This window comes from Mesorhizobium sp. RCAM 06353, from assembly GCF_059683585.1.
In genome coordinates this window covers 4,800,118-4,814,323 of record NZ_CM185031.1, presented here as the reverse complement: position 1 = coordinate 4,814,323, position 14,206 = coordinate 4,800,118, and the positions used below count along the sequence as shown (strand labels likewise).

General features: G+C 59.7%; 13 protein-coding genes and 2 pseudogenes. 9 read left to right on the top strand and 6 right to left on the bottom strand.

Annotation, left to right across the window (positions count from 1 at the left end):
* Positions 1–194 precede the first annotated feature (194 nt).
* The gene (locus AC56QX_RS23170; protein WP_497110831.1) at positions 195–1,241 is read right to left on the bottom strand and encodes a ferritin-like domain-containing protein; all 1,047 of its coding nucleotides are present in this window, start codon (positions 1,239–1,241) and stop codon (positions 195–197) included.
* A 119-nt stretch (positions 1,242–1,360) separates the two neighbouring features.
* Between AC56QX_RS23170 and AC56QX_RS23165 the strand changes: the two genes are divergently transcribed.
* The 7 genes from AC56QX_RS23165 to AC56QX_RS23135 all read left to right on the top strand — a co-directional run bounded on the left by AC56QX_RS23165 (position 1,361) and on the right by AC56QX_RS23135 (position 7,786).
* On the top strand, positions 1,361–1,801 hold the full coding sequence (locus tag AC56QX_RS23165) for a hypothetical protein (RefSeq protein ID WP_497110830.1): 441 nt from the start codon (positions 1,361–1,363) through the stop codon (positions 1,799–1,801).
* Positions 1,798–3,924, top strand: a complete 2,127-nt coding sequence (locus AC56QX_RS23160) for a multicopper oxidase domain-containing protein (protein WP_497117848.1) — start codon at positions 1,798–1,800, stop codon at positions 3,922–3,924. Before AC56QX_RS23165 ends, AC56QX_RS23160 begins: the two co-directional genes overlap by 4 nt.
* A gap of 32 nt (positions 3,925–3,956) precedes the next feature.
* Positions 3,957–4,469, top strand: coding sequence for a hypothetical protein (locus tag AC56QX_RS23155; RefSeq protein WP_497110828.1), 513 nt, complete (start codon positions 3,957–3,959; stop codon positions 4,467–4,469).
* A 91-nt stretch (positions 4,470–4,560) separates the two neighbouring features.
* Positions 4,561–4,986 carry a hypothetical protein gene (locus tag AC56QX_RS23150; RefSeq protein WP_497110827.1) on the top strand — a complete coding sequence of 142 codons (426 nt, stop codon included), beginning with the start codon at positions 4,561–4,563 and terminating at the stop codon, positions 4,984–4,986.
* A gap of 48 nt (positions 4,987–5,034) precedes the next feature.
* Positions 5,035–6,522 (top strand): tyrosinase family protein, encoded by a 1,488-nt coding sequence (locus AC56QX_RS23145; protein ID WP_497110826.1) that lies wholly within the window; start codon positions 5,035–5,037, stop codon positions 6,520–6,522.
* A 92-nt stretch (positions 6,523–6,614) separates the two neighbouring features.
* Complete coding sequence (locus tag AC56QX_RS23140; protein ID WP_497110825.1) at positions 6,615–7,409, top strand: copper chaperone; 795 nt, start codon at positions 6,615–6,617, stop codon at positions 7,407–7,409.
* A gap of 185 nt (positions 7,410–7,594) precedes the next feature.
* Positions 7,595–7,786, top strand: a complete 192-nt coding sequence (locus AC56QX_RS23135) for a hypothetical protein (protein ID WP_497110824.1) — start codon at positions 7,595–7,597, stop codon at positions 7,784–7,786.
* Here the strand turns inward: AC56QX_RS23135 and AC56QX_RS23130 are convergent.
* From AC56QX_RS23130 to AC56QX_RS23120, 3 genes and pseudogenes are all read right to left on the bottom strand, one after another.
* A pseudogene (locus AC56QX_RS23130) lies at positions 7,769–7,894 on the bottom strand (hypothetical protein); the annotation flags it as partial. The gene AC56QX_RS23135 and the pseudogene AC56QX_RS23130 overlap by 18 nt on opposite strands.
* A 102-nt stretch (positions 7,895–7,996) precedes the next feature.
* Entirely contained in the window at positions 7,997–9,310 is a 1,314-nt protein-coding gene (locus AC56QX_RS23125) for an alpha/beta hydrolase family protein (RefSeq protein WP_497110823.1), read from the bottom strand.
* A 270-nt stretch (positions 9,311–9,580) separates the two neighbouring features.
* On the bottom strand, positions 9,581–10,021 hold the full coding sequence (locus AC56QX_RS23120) for an Lrp/AsnC family transcriptional regulator (RefSeq protein ID WP_023760289.1): 441 nt from the start codon (positions 10,019–10,021) through the stop codon (positions 9,581–9,583).
* 137 nt (positions 10,022–10,158) lie between these two features.
* Between AC56QX_RS23120 and rocF the strand changes: the two genes are divergently transcribed.
* Complete coding sequence (gene rocF / locus AC56QX_RS23115) at positions 10,159–11,091, top strand: arginase (RefSeq protein WP_497110822.1); 933 nt, start codon at positions 10,159–10,161, stop codon at positions 11,089–11,091.
* 2 nt (positions 11,092–11,093) lie between these two features.
* A complete protein-coding gene (gene ocd, locus AC56QX_RS23110; protein ID WP_497110821.1) occupies positions 11,094–12,149 on the top strand; it encodes an ornithine cyclodeaminase in 1,056 nt (351 codons plus the stop codon).
* A 72-nt stretch (positions 12,150–12,221) separates the two neighbouring features.
* Here the strand turns inward: ocd and AC56QX_RS23105 are convergent.
* Both AC56QX_RS23105 and AC56QX_RS23100 read right to left on the bottom strand, forming a co-directional pair.
* Positions 12,222–13,079 (bottom strand): annotated as a pseudogene (locus tag AC56QX_RS23105) (SPFH domain-containing protein); the annotation flags it as partial.
* Between the two features lie 5 nt (positions 13,080–13,084).
* The gene (locus AC56QX_RS23100) at positions 13,085–14,179 is read right to left on the bottom strand and encodes an IS1595 family transposase (protein ID WP_497110820.1); all 1,095 of its coding nucleotides are present in this window, start codon (positions 14,177–14,179) and stop codon (positions 13,085–13,087) included.
* Positions 14,180–14,206 lie beyond the last annotated feature (27 nt).

Below are 14,206 nucleotides of genomic sequence, written 5' to 3'. Positions count from 1 at the left end.
GCTATCGGTCCATTCTGTTACCTATCTATCCGGTTCAGACAAAATCTGCTGGCTGACACCTGCCAGATCCTAGGCAGTGGACCGGCAACGGCGCGCACTCTTTTATTTGCCGGTGAACTGTGTAAGCCCCTGCGGATACTGAAGAACGTTCGACGCGCGGCGGCGGCAAATGAAAAACTGGCGTGCCGCCGGAACTAGGCTGCGGAATAGCGGAAGCGCGGACCCGCAAAAAGTCCGGATTGCGGTCCTGCTGTAAGCTGCTGGGCTAGCAGGTCGCGTGCCACCCCGGCGAAGTCCTGCATGGTCTCGACGGCGGTGTCTACCTTGTCTGGCTCGCCCGAGAAGCCCATTTGCAGCTCGTCCAGCATTCTTGAATAGAGTCGGTCGCACTCGTTCGAAAGCTGCACCGCCTGGGCGTCCGAAATGTCAATCGCGACGAGCTGCGGGTTGTCGACCATCTTGATCACATCGGCATCGTCGTCGATCACCAGCGGCTGGGCCGGATCGAAGCCGACCTTCAGCGGGGACCCTGGATTACCAACCAGCTTCATGCCCTTTTCGAGTTCCTGGAACCGATAATAGTGTGCGATGTCCTGCTGGAGGTCAAAAGGCGACTGTGGTGTGCCCTCACCCTGCTCGACGATCGTTTCGATGGCGCGCAGCGCCGTTTCGACATTGCTGACGACGAACTCCTCGCTGGCGTCGAACCGACCGGTCGTCACCTGCCGGGCCGGATCTCCGGTAAAGATGGCATCCGTCTGACGGACGATCTCGTGGCGAATCGCGGAGTAGAATTCACCGATTGTGCGTGGTCCGCTCGCCGCATCGGGCGGCAGTGCTCCGAGCACCGGGATATCCAGCGGCAGCTCCGGTTCCTCGATCTGCATGAATACGTCACGGACAAGTGCACGCGAGTAGCGCTTCAGGTGAACCTCGACACCACCGGCAATGCCCATCGGAAGCGGGCCGGGATAAATGGGTTGCAGGCCCGGGCGATTGATCTCGGGCGTACCGCCGATGGCATTGAGGATGTTGCAGGCCAACGACATATGCAGCATCTCCTCCAGGACGATATCCCTGATAAGGCGCCGCGCGTACCGCACCGCGTCCGAGTTTCCGGACAGCGTCAGCAGGGCACACAAATAGGGTGGGATCGTCGAATGCTCGAGCTGAATCGCCTGCTGCAGCGCCGCGCGAAGGCCGGCGAGATCGGTGATCGGCGAAGCCTGTATCCTGAGCATACCAACTCCATCTGTTGAGGCCGGCGGAGGCAATGGCCTGTCGACCCGAAATTCTAGTGGCCTATCGCCTCTCACGTTTGTGGCTTTTGCCACATCGGAGCTTGAGAAGATTTAGCACAATGGACGCGCCGAACATTCAACTTCATTACTCCCATCGTCGTTGCTGTATTTGTGACGTCAAGCGGTTCTGCGACAGAAAATTCATCTGGAACAATGTGCGAGGGTGGCAATTGAAGACCGTAGACATTCGCCGAACGACAGATCTCATTTCGTTTGACCCACCCGTGCTGTCGCTGATACTGGCCGACGACGAGGTCGAGGTCGTGGTGTTCCGAAACTTTGACCGGAAAGCCGGGCACTGGATCAAGCCGGTCGGGGGGGCGGACGATCAATGGTTCCCGCAACGGATTCCCCGCTGCCTCGATCCTGACGTGCCACAGGTCAGCTCGCTTCTCAGGATCGCCGGCAGCGATGGTCCGGCCCGGGTCGAGTATACCTGCTCGATGCACTCTGGACGCGACCCGCAGGAACTCGGCGTCATCGAGATCAATTGGCCATGACGGTCCGGGCAGGAGCCATCGTGGGACAGTCGAGCCCTGGAGTTGACTTCGAGGCGACAACGGCACGACTGAGCCGCCGCCGCTTCTTGATCAGCGCAGCGACCGGCGTTCTCGCACTCGCAGCCCTAACGCTGCGGCGCGGGTTTGTTGCGCCGGCAGCCGCGCAAGAGCCGGCGCTGGGGCCATCCCTACGCAAGATCGGCGAGATCGGCAGTGCCGGCGGCCGCCTGCAAGCGGTGCTGGGCACCAGCAACATCGCGCGGCGCCTTCCCGGCAAGTCCGAAAGCATAGTCCTTCGGCACTTCTGGGGTCGCGACGTTTTGACCGGCGCCATGTGGCCGCCGGCCGACGATCGCGAGGCGATGAATCCTGGCCCCACGCTGCGCGCACGGGTGGGCGATTTCGTCGAGATCAAGTTCTTCAACGCCATCGACGTGTCGGCTTTCGGTGATGACGGCATCGACCGAGGCGAGACCGGCAAAGCTGACGGTTGCGAGGTTACCAAGTCCTTTGGTGGTGACACAATTTACCCCTTATCCAGCGATGTGTTCCCGAACTGCTTCCACGGCTCGAGCACGACGAACATCCACTTCCACGGCTTTCACGTTTCCCCGGACGGGCTGGGCGACAACGTGCTGCTTAAACTTCGTCCCAATCCGCAGCTCAAGGAGGACGAGGTCGGTGGCGATTTCGATGCCATCTTCGAGCGCACGCGGCGCGGCGACCCGCCGCGGAACTGGCGAGATCTTCCACTCGATCTCACGGCGCTACAGGAAGAGATGCTTGCTGCTTATGACGACAGCGCAACATGGAAGGGGGAGCCCGGCACGCTGCCGACAGCCAATCGGCTGCTGCCGTTGGTGAAAGAGCAGGTTGCCGCCGGAATGTGGCCGCAGTTCGAGATTGGTGCACATCCGTTTTCGTTCCAGATCACACCGTTTGTCCAACCAGCCATGGACATGACACATCACAAGGGAGCGACCACGCAGCCACCGGCTGTAGCCGGACAGGCACCTGGCACGCACTGGTATCACACGCATGTGCACGGATCGACGGCGATCAACATGTACCACGGCATGGCCGGTGTGTTCGTGGTCGAAGGTGAAAGTTACGACGACAAACTGCGGGTGCTGCTGCCGGGGCTCGTCGAGCAGGTCATGATCGTCCAGCAATATGCCGAGTTTCCACCCACCATGGTGGAATCGGGCAAAATCCCGTCCCTGATGGTGAACGGCCAGGCGACGCCAACAATCAGCATGCGCCCCGGCGAAGTGCAGTTGTGGCGGCTGGTCAATGGCAGCGTGGACGCGGTGTGCAAGATTACCGATTTCCGGCCGCGTGACGAGACGACGAGCGCTCCACTGCCTGCGTGGAAACAGACAGCGCAAGACGGCGTGCAGTTCGACCCGAAGACATATGCAACCCGGCCGCTCCAGGACACCTTTTACCCGTTGCGAAACTTTGCGCCAGGCAACCGGGTGGACTTGTTGGTGCAGGCGCCTGCGCTGGCCGTTGATGGACAGAGCGCGATATTCGACTTGGAGATCGCTGTCGACAACCAGTCCATTCAGCCATTGCTGACACTGGTGGTGAGCGGCGAGCCCATGGCGATGACGCTTCCGACAGAAGCGTCATTTCCGCCGCGACCAAGTTTTCTCGCCGATCTCCCCGATGACGAGCCGCCGATCGTGCGCACAATCAAATTCTCGGAAACGTCAAAGGGCCCTCTGATCGATGGTCGTGAGTTCTCGGACGGTGGATACGATCACACCATGGTGCTGGGCGATACCGAGGAGTGGAAGTTGGTCAACACGACGAATACAGCAGCGCATCCATTCCATATCCACGTCAATCCGTTCCAGGTGATCGAGGTATTCGACCCAGGAATGCCGGAGGAGCATAGGCTCTACATCCCGCCCACACCGCGGCCATGGCAGGACACCGTCGCAATTCCGCGGAAGAAGAACGGCGTCACGGCGCCGGGCTACGTGAAGATCCGGCACAGGTTCGATGATTTCACCGGATCGTTCGTTCTGCACTGCCACATCCTTGAGCATGAGGATCGGGGCATGATGCAGCTGGTGCGAGTTATCCCGAAGGCGTCATTGACGCGTCATCATTGAACACAAGCCACTCATGAAAAGGAGATCCTGAGATGCGTTACGTTTCGACCCTGACCGCCGCCATCTTCGGCCTGACGTTGCCTATCGTAACATTGTTCGGTCCCCCGGCGTTCGCCCAGGCCGACCCGCTTGTGCTGCATCCCGGCGACACTCTTTCCTGGCAACCAACGGGTATCCACCGCGCGATGTTTGGCGATCCCGGCGACCCAAACGAAACAGACAACCCGGGAAACGTGCCGTTTGCACAAGTGCTCAAACTGCTCGATTTCGACAAGGATTTTCCCTGTGTGGGCACCGAGGCTGTCTGCGATACCGAGCCGAAGCCGAAATTCACCGCTACTGTCCGGCAAGACCTCGACCTCGCTGCGCTCGGCCCCAAGGCTGCCTTCGACTTCTCATGCGGCGCGCACAACTTCATGGACACCAAGATGTTCACTGTGGTTGCCGGCGTGTCCGGTGCCCCGGTACGCAACATAGTGCTGATCACTAAGGGACTCGCCTGGTTCATTAAGGATCCGGCCGGCGACATCCCGATCAACAGGTAAGCGTGCATTGGCGCCGATGTGTCAGACGGGAGGCGTCGCGGGCGCGGTTGTGCCGGCGGCAAGGTCGGACCGGAAAGAAGGAATTCAAGCCATGTCAACCTCAGATATCGTGGGCACCTGGACCTACCGGAGTTTCCACAACAATCCGGACCCGGTGAACGGTGACCCTCAGAAGGCGCTCGACCTCTTTTTTGCAGAGGCAGAGTTCCGCTTCGATAGGATCTCGGAGACTGAATTTAAGGGGGTCATCGATTGGGGCAGCGGCGGGCTCGATTTGACCGGCATCATCAAACCGGGCGGCGCTGACACTCCGGTCTCATTCGCGATTGTCGGCATCGGACGCTCAGGCAGTCAGACCGATGGTTGGGAATACGACTATAATGGATGCCTTGCCTACAAATGGCCTTCCGGGACCAAGCAAGTGCCATCGCTGGTTGGTTCCCTGATCCGAGCCAAGCCGCACAATGGCGCGCCCGCAGGCTACACGGCGTCATTCATTGCGGTGAGGAAACCTTGATTGAGACCGCGTTGAAATTCAACTGTGACAGAACCAAAAGAGGGCAAAATGGCTGGCAAGCGTGAGGACGCCTGGAAACTAGGAGCAGGTTGGAACGACACCTTCCTCTGGTATGCCAAGGCCATCATTGAATTGAAGACGCGCGACGTAACCGACCGGACGAGTTGGCGGTACCTTGCAGCGATGCATCAGTTCGATCGCGACATGTGGATCGGGCTGGGAATCATCGACAAAAATGCGGCGCTTCCTCCAGCCAGTGACACCTTAATCGCCTGGAACCAGTGCCAACATTCGTCCTACTATTTCCTCCCTTGGCACCGCGGCTATCTCGCGCGCTTCGAGGACATCATTGCGGCGACCATCGTCGCGCTTGGCGGGCCAGCTGGCTGGAAACTGCCCTATTGGAATTATCTTGACGCGACAAATCCGAATGCGCGCAAGATACCGGAGGCCTTCCTTCTCAAGTACCTTCCCGATGGCGTCACACGAAACCCGCTTGAAGACCTTCCGCGCTACGGTCAGACGGTTATTGGCCCAGAGCCGGGCTTCGGCATTCCTGACATCGATCTGTCGGCAATGAAGGAAACTGATTTCACCGGGACAGTCAGCTTCGGAGGCAGCAAGACGCTGTTCTCCAATCCAGAAGCTGGCGTGCGGGGGCAGCTTGAGAACGCGCCGCATGGTTCGGTTCATGTCCTTATCGGTGGGGCGCTTCCGGTCAATCCGGGCGACGGCTTCCTCTCGGCATTCGAAACGGCCGGCCTCGACCCATTGTTCTGGCTCCATCACTGCAACATTGATCGACTCTGGGCCGCGTGGATGACCGCGCCCGGAGTCAAGATGGAGAGTGGAAAGCAATGGCTTGATGGTCCATCCGACCGCGCCTTTGCCGTTCCGACGGTCGACGGCTCAGGATTGGAAAACTATGCGGCGCGAGATACTCTTGCAGGTGGCAAGTTCTACCCTGAATATGACGATTTGCATTTGGGTACCGGTGTTCCGGCCCCGTCAGCAGGCGGCGCTATCAGAGTTGCGCAAGGACCAACGAGCATGACTGAACCTATTGTCATCGGCGCCAACGGCCAGAAGGTATCTATTGGCGATGCTCCAGTCGAAACGGCCGTGACAATCGCATCCAAGGAGGGCTCGGCGGTCATCGTGGCCATGGGTCCCAACGCACCTGAGAGGTCGGCGCCCGCTCGCCTTTTTCTCAAGCTTGAGAATATCCGCGGCGCAAGCATTGCGGGCGGCATTCAAGCCTATATCAACCCCCCGGCTGGCGCTGGAGCGGATCTGCCCCAGGATCGCGTCGCAGGAAGCGCGGCCCTATTCGGACTGGCTAGCGCTTCAAAAGTCGACGGGCAGCATGGCGGCAACGGCATAACGCTTATCTTCGATATCTCCGATCTGGCGCGACGCCTGATCGAGCAGAAGGACTTCGATCCCAAGCATCTGCGTGTGAAGATCGTGTCGGTGCATTCTGGCGGTGATGCCAATCCGGTCACAATCGATCGCGTCAGCGTGCTTCGAGACTGAGAAGGCGGTGGCTCTTTGTCGATGCAGTGAGGAGTGGACCCGTGCGATTTGTGTTGCTGGGTGGCCTGCTCAGCCCCCCTTTTAGAGGACCCATGCTGGCAGCAGCGGCCGGTATGGCGGCGTCATCGACGTTGAATTTCCATGCCGATCTTCCGTCGCTCTGCGGCACCACGGCAGCTGACCCAACATTTGAAGCCGTCGTCGGCAGCTTGCGTTTCATAATTGCTACCAATCCGCTGTCGTCACTGGTGTTGGCCTGGCTGGCCATGCTTGCGGCGATGATGACGCCGCTTATCGCGTTGCCCTTGTCGCATGTCCGCGCATCAAGCCTCGCTACACGGCGATGGCGCGCCTCCGCAGCCTTTATTCTCGGCTATTTTGGGGTGTTGGTCCTCGCTGGCATTCCTCTCCTGGCTCTCGCGTTCACAATCCGGTTGCTGGCGGGCAGTGCCTTGACCGCATTCATCGCAGCGACCGTGCTCGCGCTGGTCTGGAGCGCAAGTCCTTTCCACCAGGCAGCGCAGAACCGGGCGCATCGGCTGCGACGGATCGGCGTTTTTGGGCTCACAGCCGATCGCGATTGTATTGCCTTCGGTTCCGGCCTGGGTAAATGGTGCTTGGCCAGTTGCTGGCCTTGGATGCTGGTGCCCATGTTTGTTTCGAGCAGCCATATCCCCGTGATGATCGCGGTTTTGGCAATCGTGATGGGCGAGCGGATTCGAGGCCCGGGCCCCTTGGACTGGCGCGTGCCCATCATCAGAGCGACGCAGCTCGCCTGGATGCACGAGCGTTTCCACTTTTTCTCGCAATCGCAAAAGCGCTCTGTCTTTTTGGCTTCACGCAATTCCGGACGGAGAACCGCAACGCACTTGTCCTGCAATATTTGAGGGCCACCAAGTCGCAAAGGTTGGGGTGCCTGACGGCGTATATGCGGTTTGAAGAGCGGACCGATCACATCGCTTGCCGCCTCAGGCATTGGGTGTAGGGTGCAGAGGAGATTCGAGCAGGGTGGCAGTATCTGCCATCTGGCATGAGTTAGCCTCGGTAGAGCACAACCACCTTGTCGACAAGCTTGGACGACAGCGAGATCGTGCGAGATGAACAGCATTGCAACGGAATGCTGTTTTTTCAACGATTGGAGCAGCTCAACGATGCGCGACTGGACACACACGTCGAGTGCCGACAGGATTTCGTCGCAGATCAGCAGCTTCGGGTTGACCAGCAAGGCCCGCGCGATGGCTATGCGTTGGCGCTCGCCGCCTGAAAGCTGTTCAGCCAGATTTGTCAGATAGGTGGGACGGATTCTGGGATTGGACGAACTTGCATGTGAAATATTGACGTCTGTCTTGCAACTTTCCTTGTTACTCCACATTTGTAAGTGGAGAAATGGAGGCAAGGCTATGACCAAGGTTATCCAAGTCGATCCCTGCGGCTAACGTTCTCCCCAGGGAGGACCGCAGCTGAGGTAGTTTACCTAATGCAGCCCCTGTTTGCATTTGTCGACCTGCGCGGGTGAAATCTCGCCGGACGAGTTCCAACCCTTTACGGCAAAGCAATAGAAGAACTCGACGTTAGCAGGAAGGTCGAGATCGCTACAGTTTATCTGCCTACCGTCAGTCGCGAACGTACAGCGGGCTGCACGTTCGCGGTCAGGCGCGCCGTTAATGAGTACACCCTCTCTAAACGTGCCGGAAACGGGAACGAGCGATACACCCGCTGGCAACAATATCTGTATGCGGAGGTTCCGTATTTCGCGCGCTGCAAACACGGTGGCTCCCCCGGGCGGCACATCGTACTCATTGGCGAACTCGGCCGAAAAGTAGGCACGACGATCGCGAGCGGGCACGTGAAACGCTGTGTACTTGCGGTCCTCAATGCCATCCGCCGTTTTTACGGTTTCCGAGCTTTCCTGTCCGTCAAGATTGGTGAGTTGTTCACCGACAAAGCTGATCACTTCTGGCCGTCGATCGGTGGCCGCCTTGAAAACGAAATCCTTGAGGTCGTAATTGAAGGCATACGAGAAGGTGATCTCGTTTACATACCGCAAAGGTCCGACGACACGGCCGGAGTTTGCGTAGTTGTAGATGCGAACGACGTCCACGTAGCAGCGTCGAACCGCACATGAGGCTTCCGACCTCAGGAAAAAATATGAAGCCGCTACGGCGGCAACGGCGGCGATCAATAGCACCCCTCTGTGGGCAGACATCCACAGCAGGGCTTTGACATAGGGTCTGGGTTCAACATGTGCTGGTGATCTGGTTCGAGGGGACGACAACAGGAGGGGAAGCCAATATTCGCGGCAGAAATCCACCTCCATAAAGCCACTGTGCGTAAGGTCATGATAAGAATCCTCGACCATCGGATCGCCGGCGCCGACTACGCCGGAGGCGCCAAAGTTCCTGGATAGCAGTTCGGCCAAGGCCGGAAACGGATCTCGAGCGCCGCAAAAGTTCAGGACTTCTCCACTGATCTGTTTCGAGTCATTAGTCAGTTGCCGCCAGAACGAAGTCGCGCGCGGAAACACAGCGCCACAGAGGATCACGTTGTGAAGCTGCAAGTCACGATTCTCTGTGAGGGCTTTCAAAAGAAGCCAAGTCCCAAAGCTGTGAGCGATTACACTCACCCTATAATTGGTCTGGAGCGCACGCAGATCGCTCTCCACCAGTCTCAGCGGCTTGTGGTAGAAAAAGTTCTTGAAGATGAACATGAAGAGGTCAAAGCGCAGGTAATTGCGGTATCCGACTTTGAAGCCCGTCTCTTGGGCCACAATTTCGCTAACGCGAGACATCCAAAAAGCATTCGTCCTGATCCCGTGGAGCGAATACACGTAATCGGGTTTGTCGTTTTGATCTGCAGGCCGTCGGTCAGATCGCGAGGGGCTCATGTCTCACTCACGTGCGGACTCCCTTGCCTTGGTCAACCTGCTATCCCACGAGCCTGTTTCTTGAACGCTGGGCGCTTGGAAGTTCAGCCAAGCAGCTAGCGCTCCAAAGCGATCCATGGTCTGACATTTTTTATCGAGCGGCAATAGTCGTGACGGTAAGGTTTCGGTTGGATTCTAGGTCAGTCGTGCTCGCGTCGTGCGTGGCGTCGCCAGCAGTAGGCTGGTTTCGCTGCCCGTTATGCCAGCTATGAGGCGGATGCGTCGTAGCACCGCATCGAAATCAGTCAGCGAGGCCGTCCCGAGTTCAACCACCAGATCCCAGCGGCCATTGGTGGTATGGATGGTCGAGACTTCAGGGAAACCACCCAGCGCCCGGACCACGCGGTCGGCGGCATGGCCCTCAATCTCAATTAGCATGATACCGCGGATACGCTGATCGACGGCGTCGGCGCGCAGCACCACCGTGTAGCCGATGATCTCGCCAGATCGCTGTAGCCGCTCCATGCGTGCCCTGACCGTGGCGCGCGAGACGCCGAGATCGACGGCGAGATCCGAAACGCTGCGCCGCGCGTCATGGCGCAGCAAGGTCACGAGCCGTTCGTCCAGTGCATCCATGTTTGGCTACCATTTTGATCAATTTCGCTGCCATTACGATAAACAATGCTTTTCGGATTGCCAATTCTGCCTGTTCATATCGCCGGCTCGCAATGATCTGCTCGCGGTCATTCGAAATTGGGCCGCAGGAAAAACAAATGCGTTGCAAAATCGTCGGAGCGCCTGTGCAGGACGGCGCCGGCAGAATGGGATGCGAAATGGGTCCGAGTGCACTGCGGACCGCCGGACTTGTCGAGGTGCTGTCAGGCCTCGGCCACGATGTCGAGGACATGGGCGTCGTTCAGGCAGCTCCGGCAAGACGCATTGTACACGGCAATTTGGCACTGAAGGCCCTTCCCGAGATATCAGCTTGGACATCCGCGATTGCCCAGGCCGCCTACGCGGCGAGTGCGGACGCCATGCCGATCTTCCTCGGCGGCGACCATTCGATATCTGCCGGGACCGTGTCTGGCCTCGCCCGCCGCGCCACAGAGGCCGGTCGCCCGCTGTTCGTGCTGTGGCTCGACGCGCATCCGGACTTCCACACACTCGACACCACCGCCAGCGGCAATCTGCACGGTGTCCCGCTCGCCTACGCCAGCGGCCAGCCGGGCTTCAGCGGCTATTTTCCGGATCTGCCGGCAGCGGTCGATCCCAAGCGTATCTGCACCATGGGGCTACGCAGTGTCGACCCGGCCGAGCGCAGCGCGCTCAACCGGGCGGGCGTGACTGTGCATGACATGCGCGCGATCGACGAGCATGGCATCGCGCCGCTGCTGCGCGCCTTCCTGGCGCGTGTGTCTGATGAAGACGGGCTGCTGCATGTCAGTCTCGATGTCGACTTCCTCGACCCCTCCATTGCACCGGCAGTCGGCACCACGGTTCCCGGCGGCGCGACGTTCCGCGAGGCGCATCTGGTGATGGAGATGCTGTCCGACAGCGGCCTCGTCTCCAGCCTCGACCTGGTCGAGTTGAATCCCTTTCTGGACGAGCGTGGCCGCACCGCGACGCTCATGGTCGACCTGACGGCGAGCCTGATGGGGCGCCGCATTATGGACCGTCCGACCCGCAGCCATTCCGGGAGCTTTTGATCATGACCACAGCCAAGCTGAACATCGTCCCCTTCGTCAGCGTCGACCGCATGATGAAGCTGGTGATTGCCATCGGCATCGAGCGCTTCCTGACCGAGCTCGCCGGCTACATCGAGGAAGACTTCCGTCGCTGGGAGCTTTTCGACAAGACGCCCCGCATCGCCTCGCACAGCCATGACGGCGTCATCGAGCTGATGCCGACCAGCGATGGGCGCCTCTATGGCTTCAAATATGTCAACGGTCACCCGAAGAACATGCGCCAGGGTCTGCAGACGGTCACCGCCTTCGGCGTCCTCGCCGACGTCGGCAGCGGCTACCCTATGCTGCTCACCGAAATGACCATCCTGACGGCGCTGCGCACCGCCGCCACATCCGCTGTCGCGGCCAAATATCTGGCACCGCGCGGCGCCCGCACCATGGCCATCATCGGCAATGGCGCGCAGTCGGAATTCCAGGCGATCGCCTTCAAGGCGCTGACCCGCGTCGACCGGCTCAGGCTCTATGATATCGATCGGTCCGCCTCGCTGAAATGCGCGAAGAACCTGGCTGGCATGGGATTCGACATCACCATCTGCGCAACTGGACAGGAAGCGGTTGAAGGCGCCGGGATCATCACGACCGTCACCGCCGACAAGCAATGCGCCACCATTCTCACCGACAACATGGTCGGCTCCGGCGTCCACATCAACGCTGTCGGCGGCGACTGCCCCGGCAAGACCGAACTGCACAGGGACATCCTGCTGCGCTCCGACATTTTCGTCGAGTTCCCACCGCAAACACGCATAGAGGGCGAAATCCAGCAGTTGGATCCCGACCATCCGGTGACAGAGCTCTGGCAAGTGATTGCCGCCAAGACCCAAGGCCGCCGAGACGCCAAGCAGATCACGCTGTTCGATTCAGTCGGCTTCGCCATCGAGGATTTCTCGGCGCTGCGCTATGTGCGCGACCAGTTGCAGGTGACCGGCCTCTATGAGGAACTCGACCTTCTGGCTGACCCCGACGAGCCACGCGATCTGTTCGGCATGTTGCTGAGGGCAGCCATGCAACCGGCCGCCTGAGGCGGCCTACGCCTCGCCGCGGGATGTTTCGGCACAGCGCAAAATGGGCCGGTACAACCGGCCCATATCAAATCATTCCTCCTCAACGGGTGCCGGGATCTCATCCGGCAGGTTTTGCGGTCCAACCCGGTCCGCAACGAGCATCGAAAGCATCATCTCGACAAGGCCATTGGCGGCCCCCTTCTCGCCACCGGTCGCGCCGATCTGGATCTGCGGCACGAGCGGTATCCTGCCATTTTCGATCGCCTCGGCGAAGCGCATGAGAACCTGCGAGTTGAGCTGATAGTCCGGGCCGCCGAAGGCCGCGACCTTCTTCTCGGTGGCTTCGGCCTCCGCCAGACCGATGGCGCGCACCCTGTCGGCATCGGCAAAACCGGTCGCCTTGATGCGTTCGGCATCGGCATGCGCGATAGCCTTGATCATGTCGGCCTCGCCCTGGCCGCCGAGGCGCACCTTCTCGGCCTCTGCCTTGGCAGTGACCTGAATGGTTTCCGCCTGCTGGCGGGTGCGGGCGAGTTGCGCCTTGCCCTCGTTCTCACTGATCTCGATGGTAAGTGCCGACGTCGTGATCTTGGCTTGCTGTTCGGCGAGCGCTTCCTTCTCACGCAACGTGCGTTCCTGAATGGCCGCCTTCTCCTGCAATTTATAAGTCTCGACCTTTTCGACTGCGATCTGGCGCTCGCGCAGCTGGATCAGGATCTGCTCTATGCTGTTCTGGCCATTGGCGGCACGGGGCGTACCTATCAGCACTTCCTGCAGCTCGAGGCTGTAGGAATTGAATTTTTCGCGCATCTCCTCGCCCGATTTGCGCTGGATATCGCTACGCTCCTGCAGAAGCTGGATCAGCGTCTTTGTCTGGGCGATATTCTTGAAGTAAGCAGAAACCATCGGATCGAGCGTTTGTTCGACCAGCCGCTTGATGTCACCGGCCTTTATCAACCAAAGACAGCTACGGCTGATTTGATGATGATGCCGCCATGCGGGCTTCGGCGCATCTGACGACCCGTGGCGGTGCGAAAAACATTCGTCAATTGCAGCGCAGGCGGCACGCGCGACCACAGGGTTCGCACGCTCTCCCGGCCATGCCGGGTTTTGCGGATGACGTTTCCTGAGACGACGCGCTGCGACCATCGGAAGCCGATCTCGTGGAAATACAGGTCGGCATGCTGCGGGCTGATATGATGAAAGACGCCGGCGATGGTACGGCGGACGCGGGAGTTGAAGCCCTCCACCGAATTGACGTGGACGGCGTCGCGCGCATACTCACCGCTGGAATGCTTCACGGTCTCATGCTTGGCAAAGCTCTTACCAATGGCCATGAATGCCTTCCACTCGTCGCTCATCAAATGAGCTCCCAATTCGATCTGCGCTTCAATGACGCGTTCGCTTGCTCGCGCCGAGAGACTGGTCACGACCGCGGCACGCGCGTCACCGGACGGAGCGCCGGGCGTGACGTCGGTCGGCCGCTGCACCATGGCCATGACTGGCGTTTTGTCCGTATTCGCCTGGCCTTTCCGGCCCCGTCCCGGAGGTGGGTCATCCGGCCGCTTTCGGGGACTTCCCCCGAGATGGAAATGGTCGATCTCAACCGTGCCGACGAGCATGTTCTCCCGCGCCACCATGAGACGCAGTGCATGTCCCATCCGCCAGGCCGTTGGCTGGCTCACCCCGAGCGCCTCGGCCAGGCGCACCGACGACAAGCCCTTGTCGGATTGCAGTAACAGCCACATTGCCTTCAGCCAAACACGCAAGGGAAGCTTCGTGGAGTGCAGAGGCGTGTGTGTCGTCACCGTGAACTGGAACCGGCAATCGCCGCTGGAACATTGATAAAGACCCGGTCGGGCGCGACGCTTGCCGGTATCGCGACCGGCAAGCGCAATCGAGCGTTTGTATCCGCAGGCGGGGCAGATCCGGCCATCCGGCCACACCATGCTTTCCAGCAACCGACGGCAATGCTGCTCATCCCGGAAGGCCGCGATCATTTCTTCAACAGTCCGAATGTTGGAAAGCGCTGCAAGTATTTCAGGCATTCTCACCTCCTTCAGACCAGCCCGAAG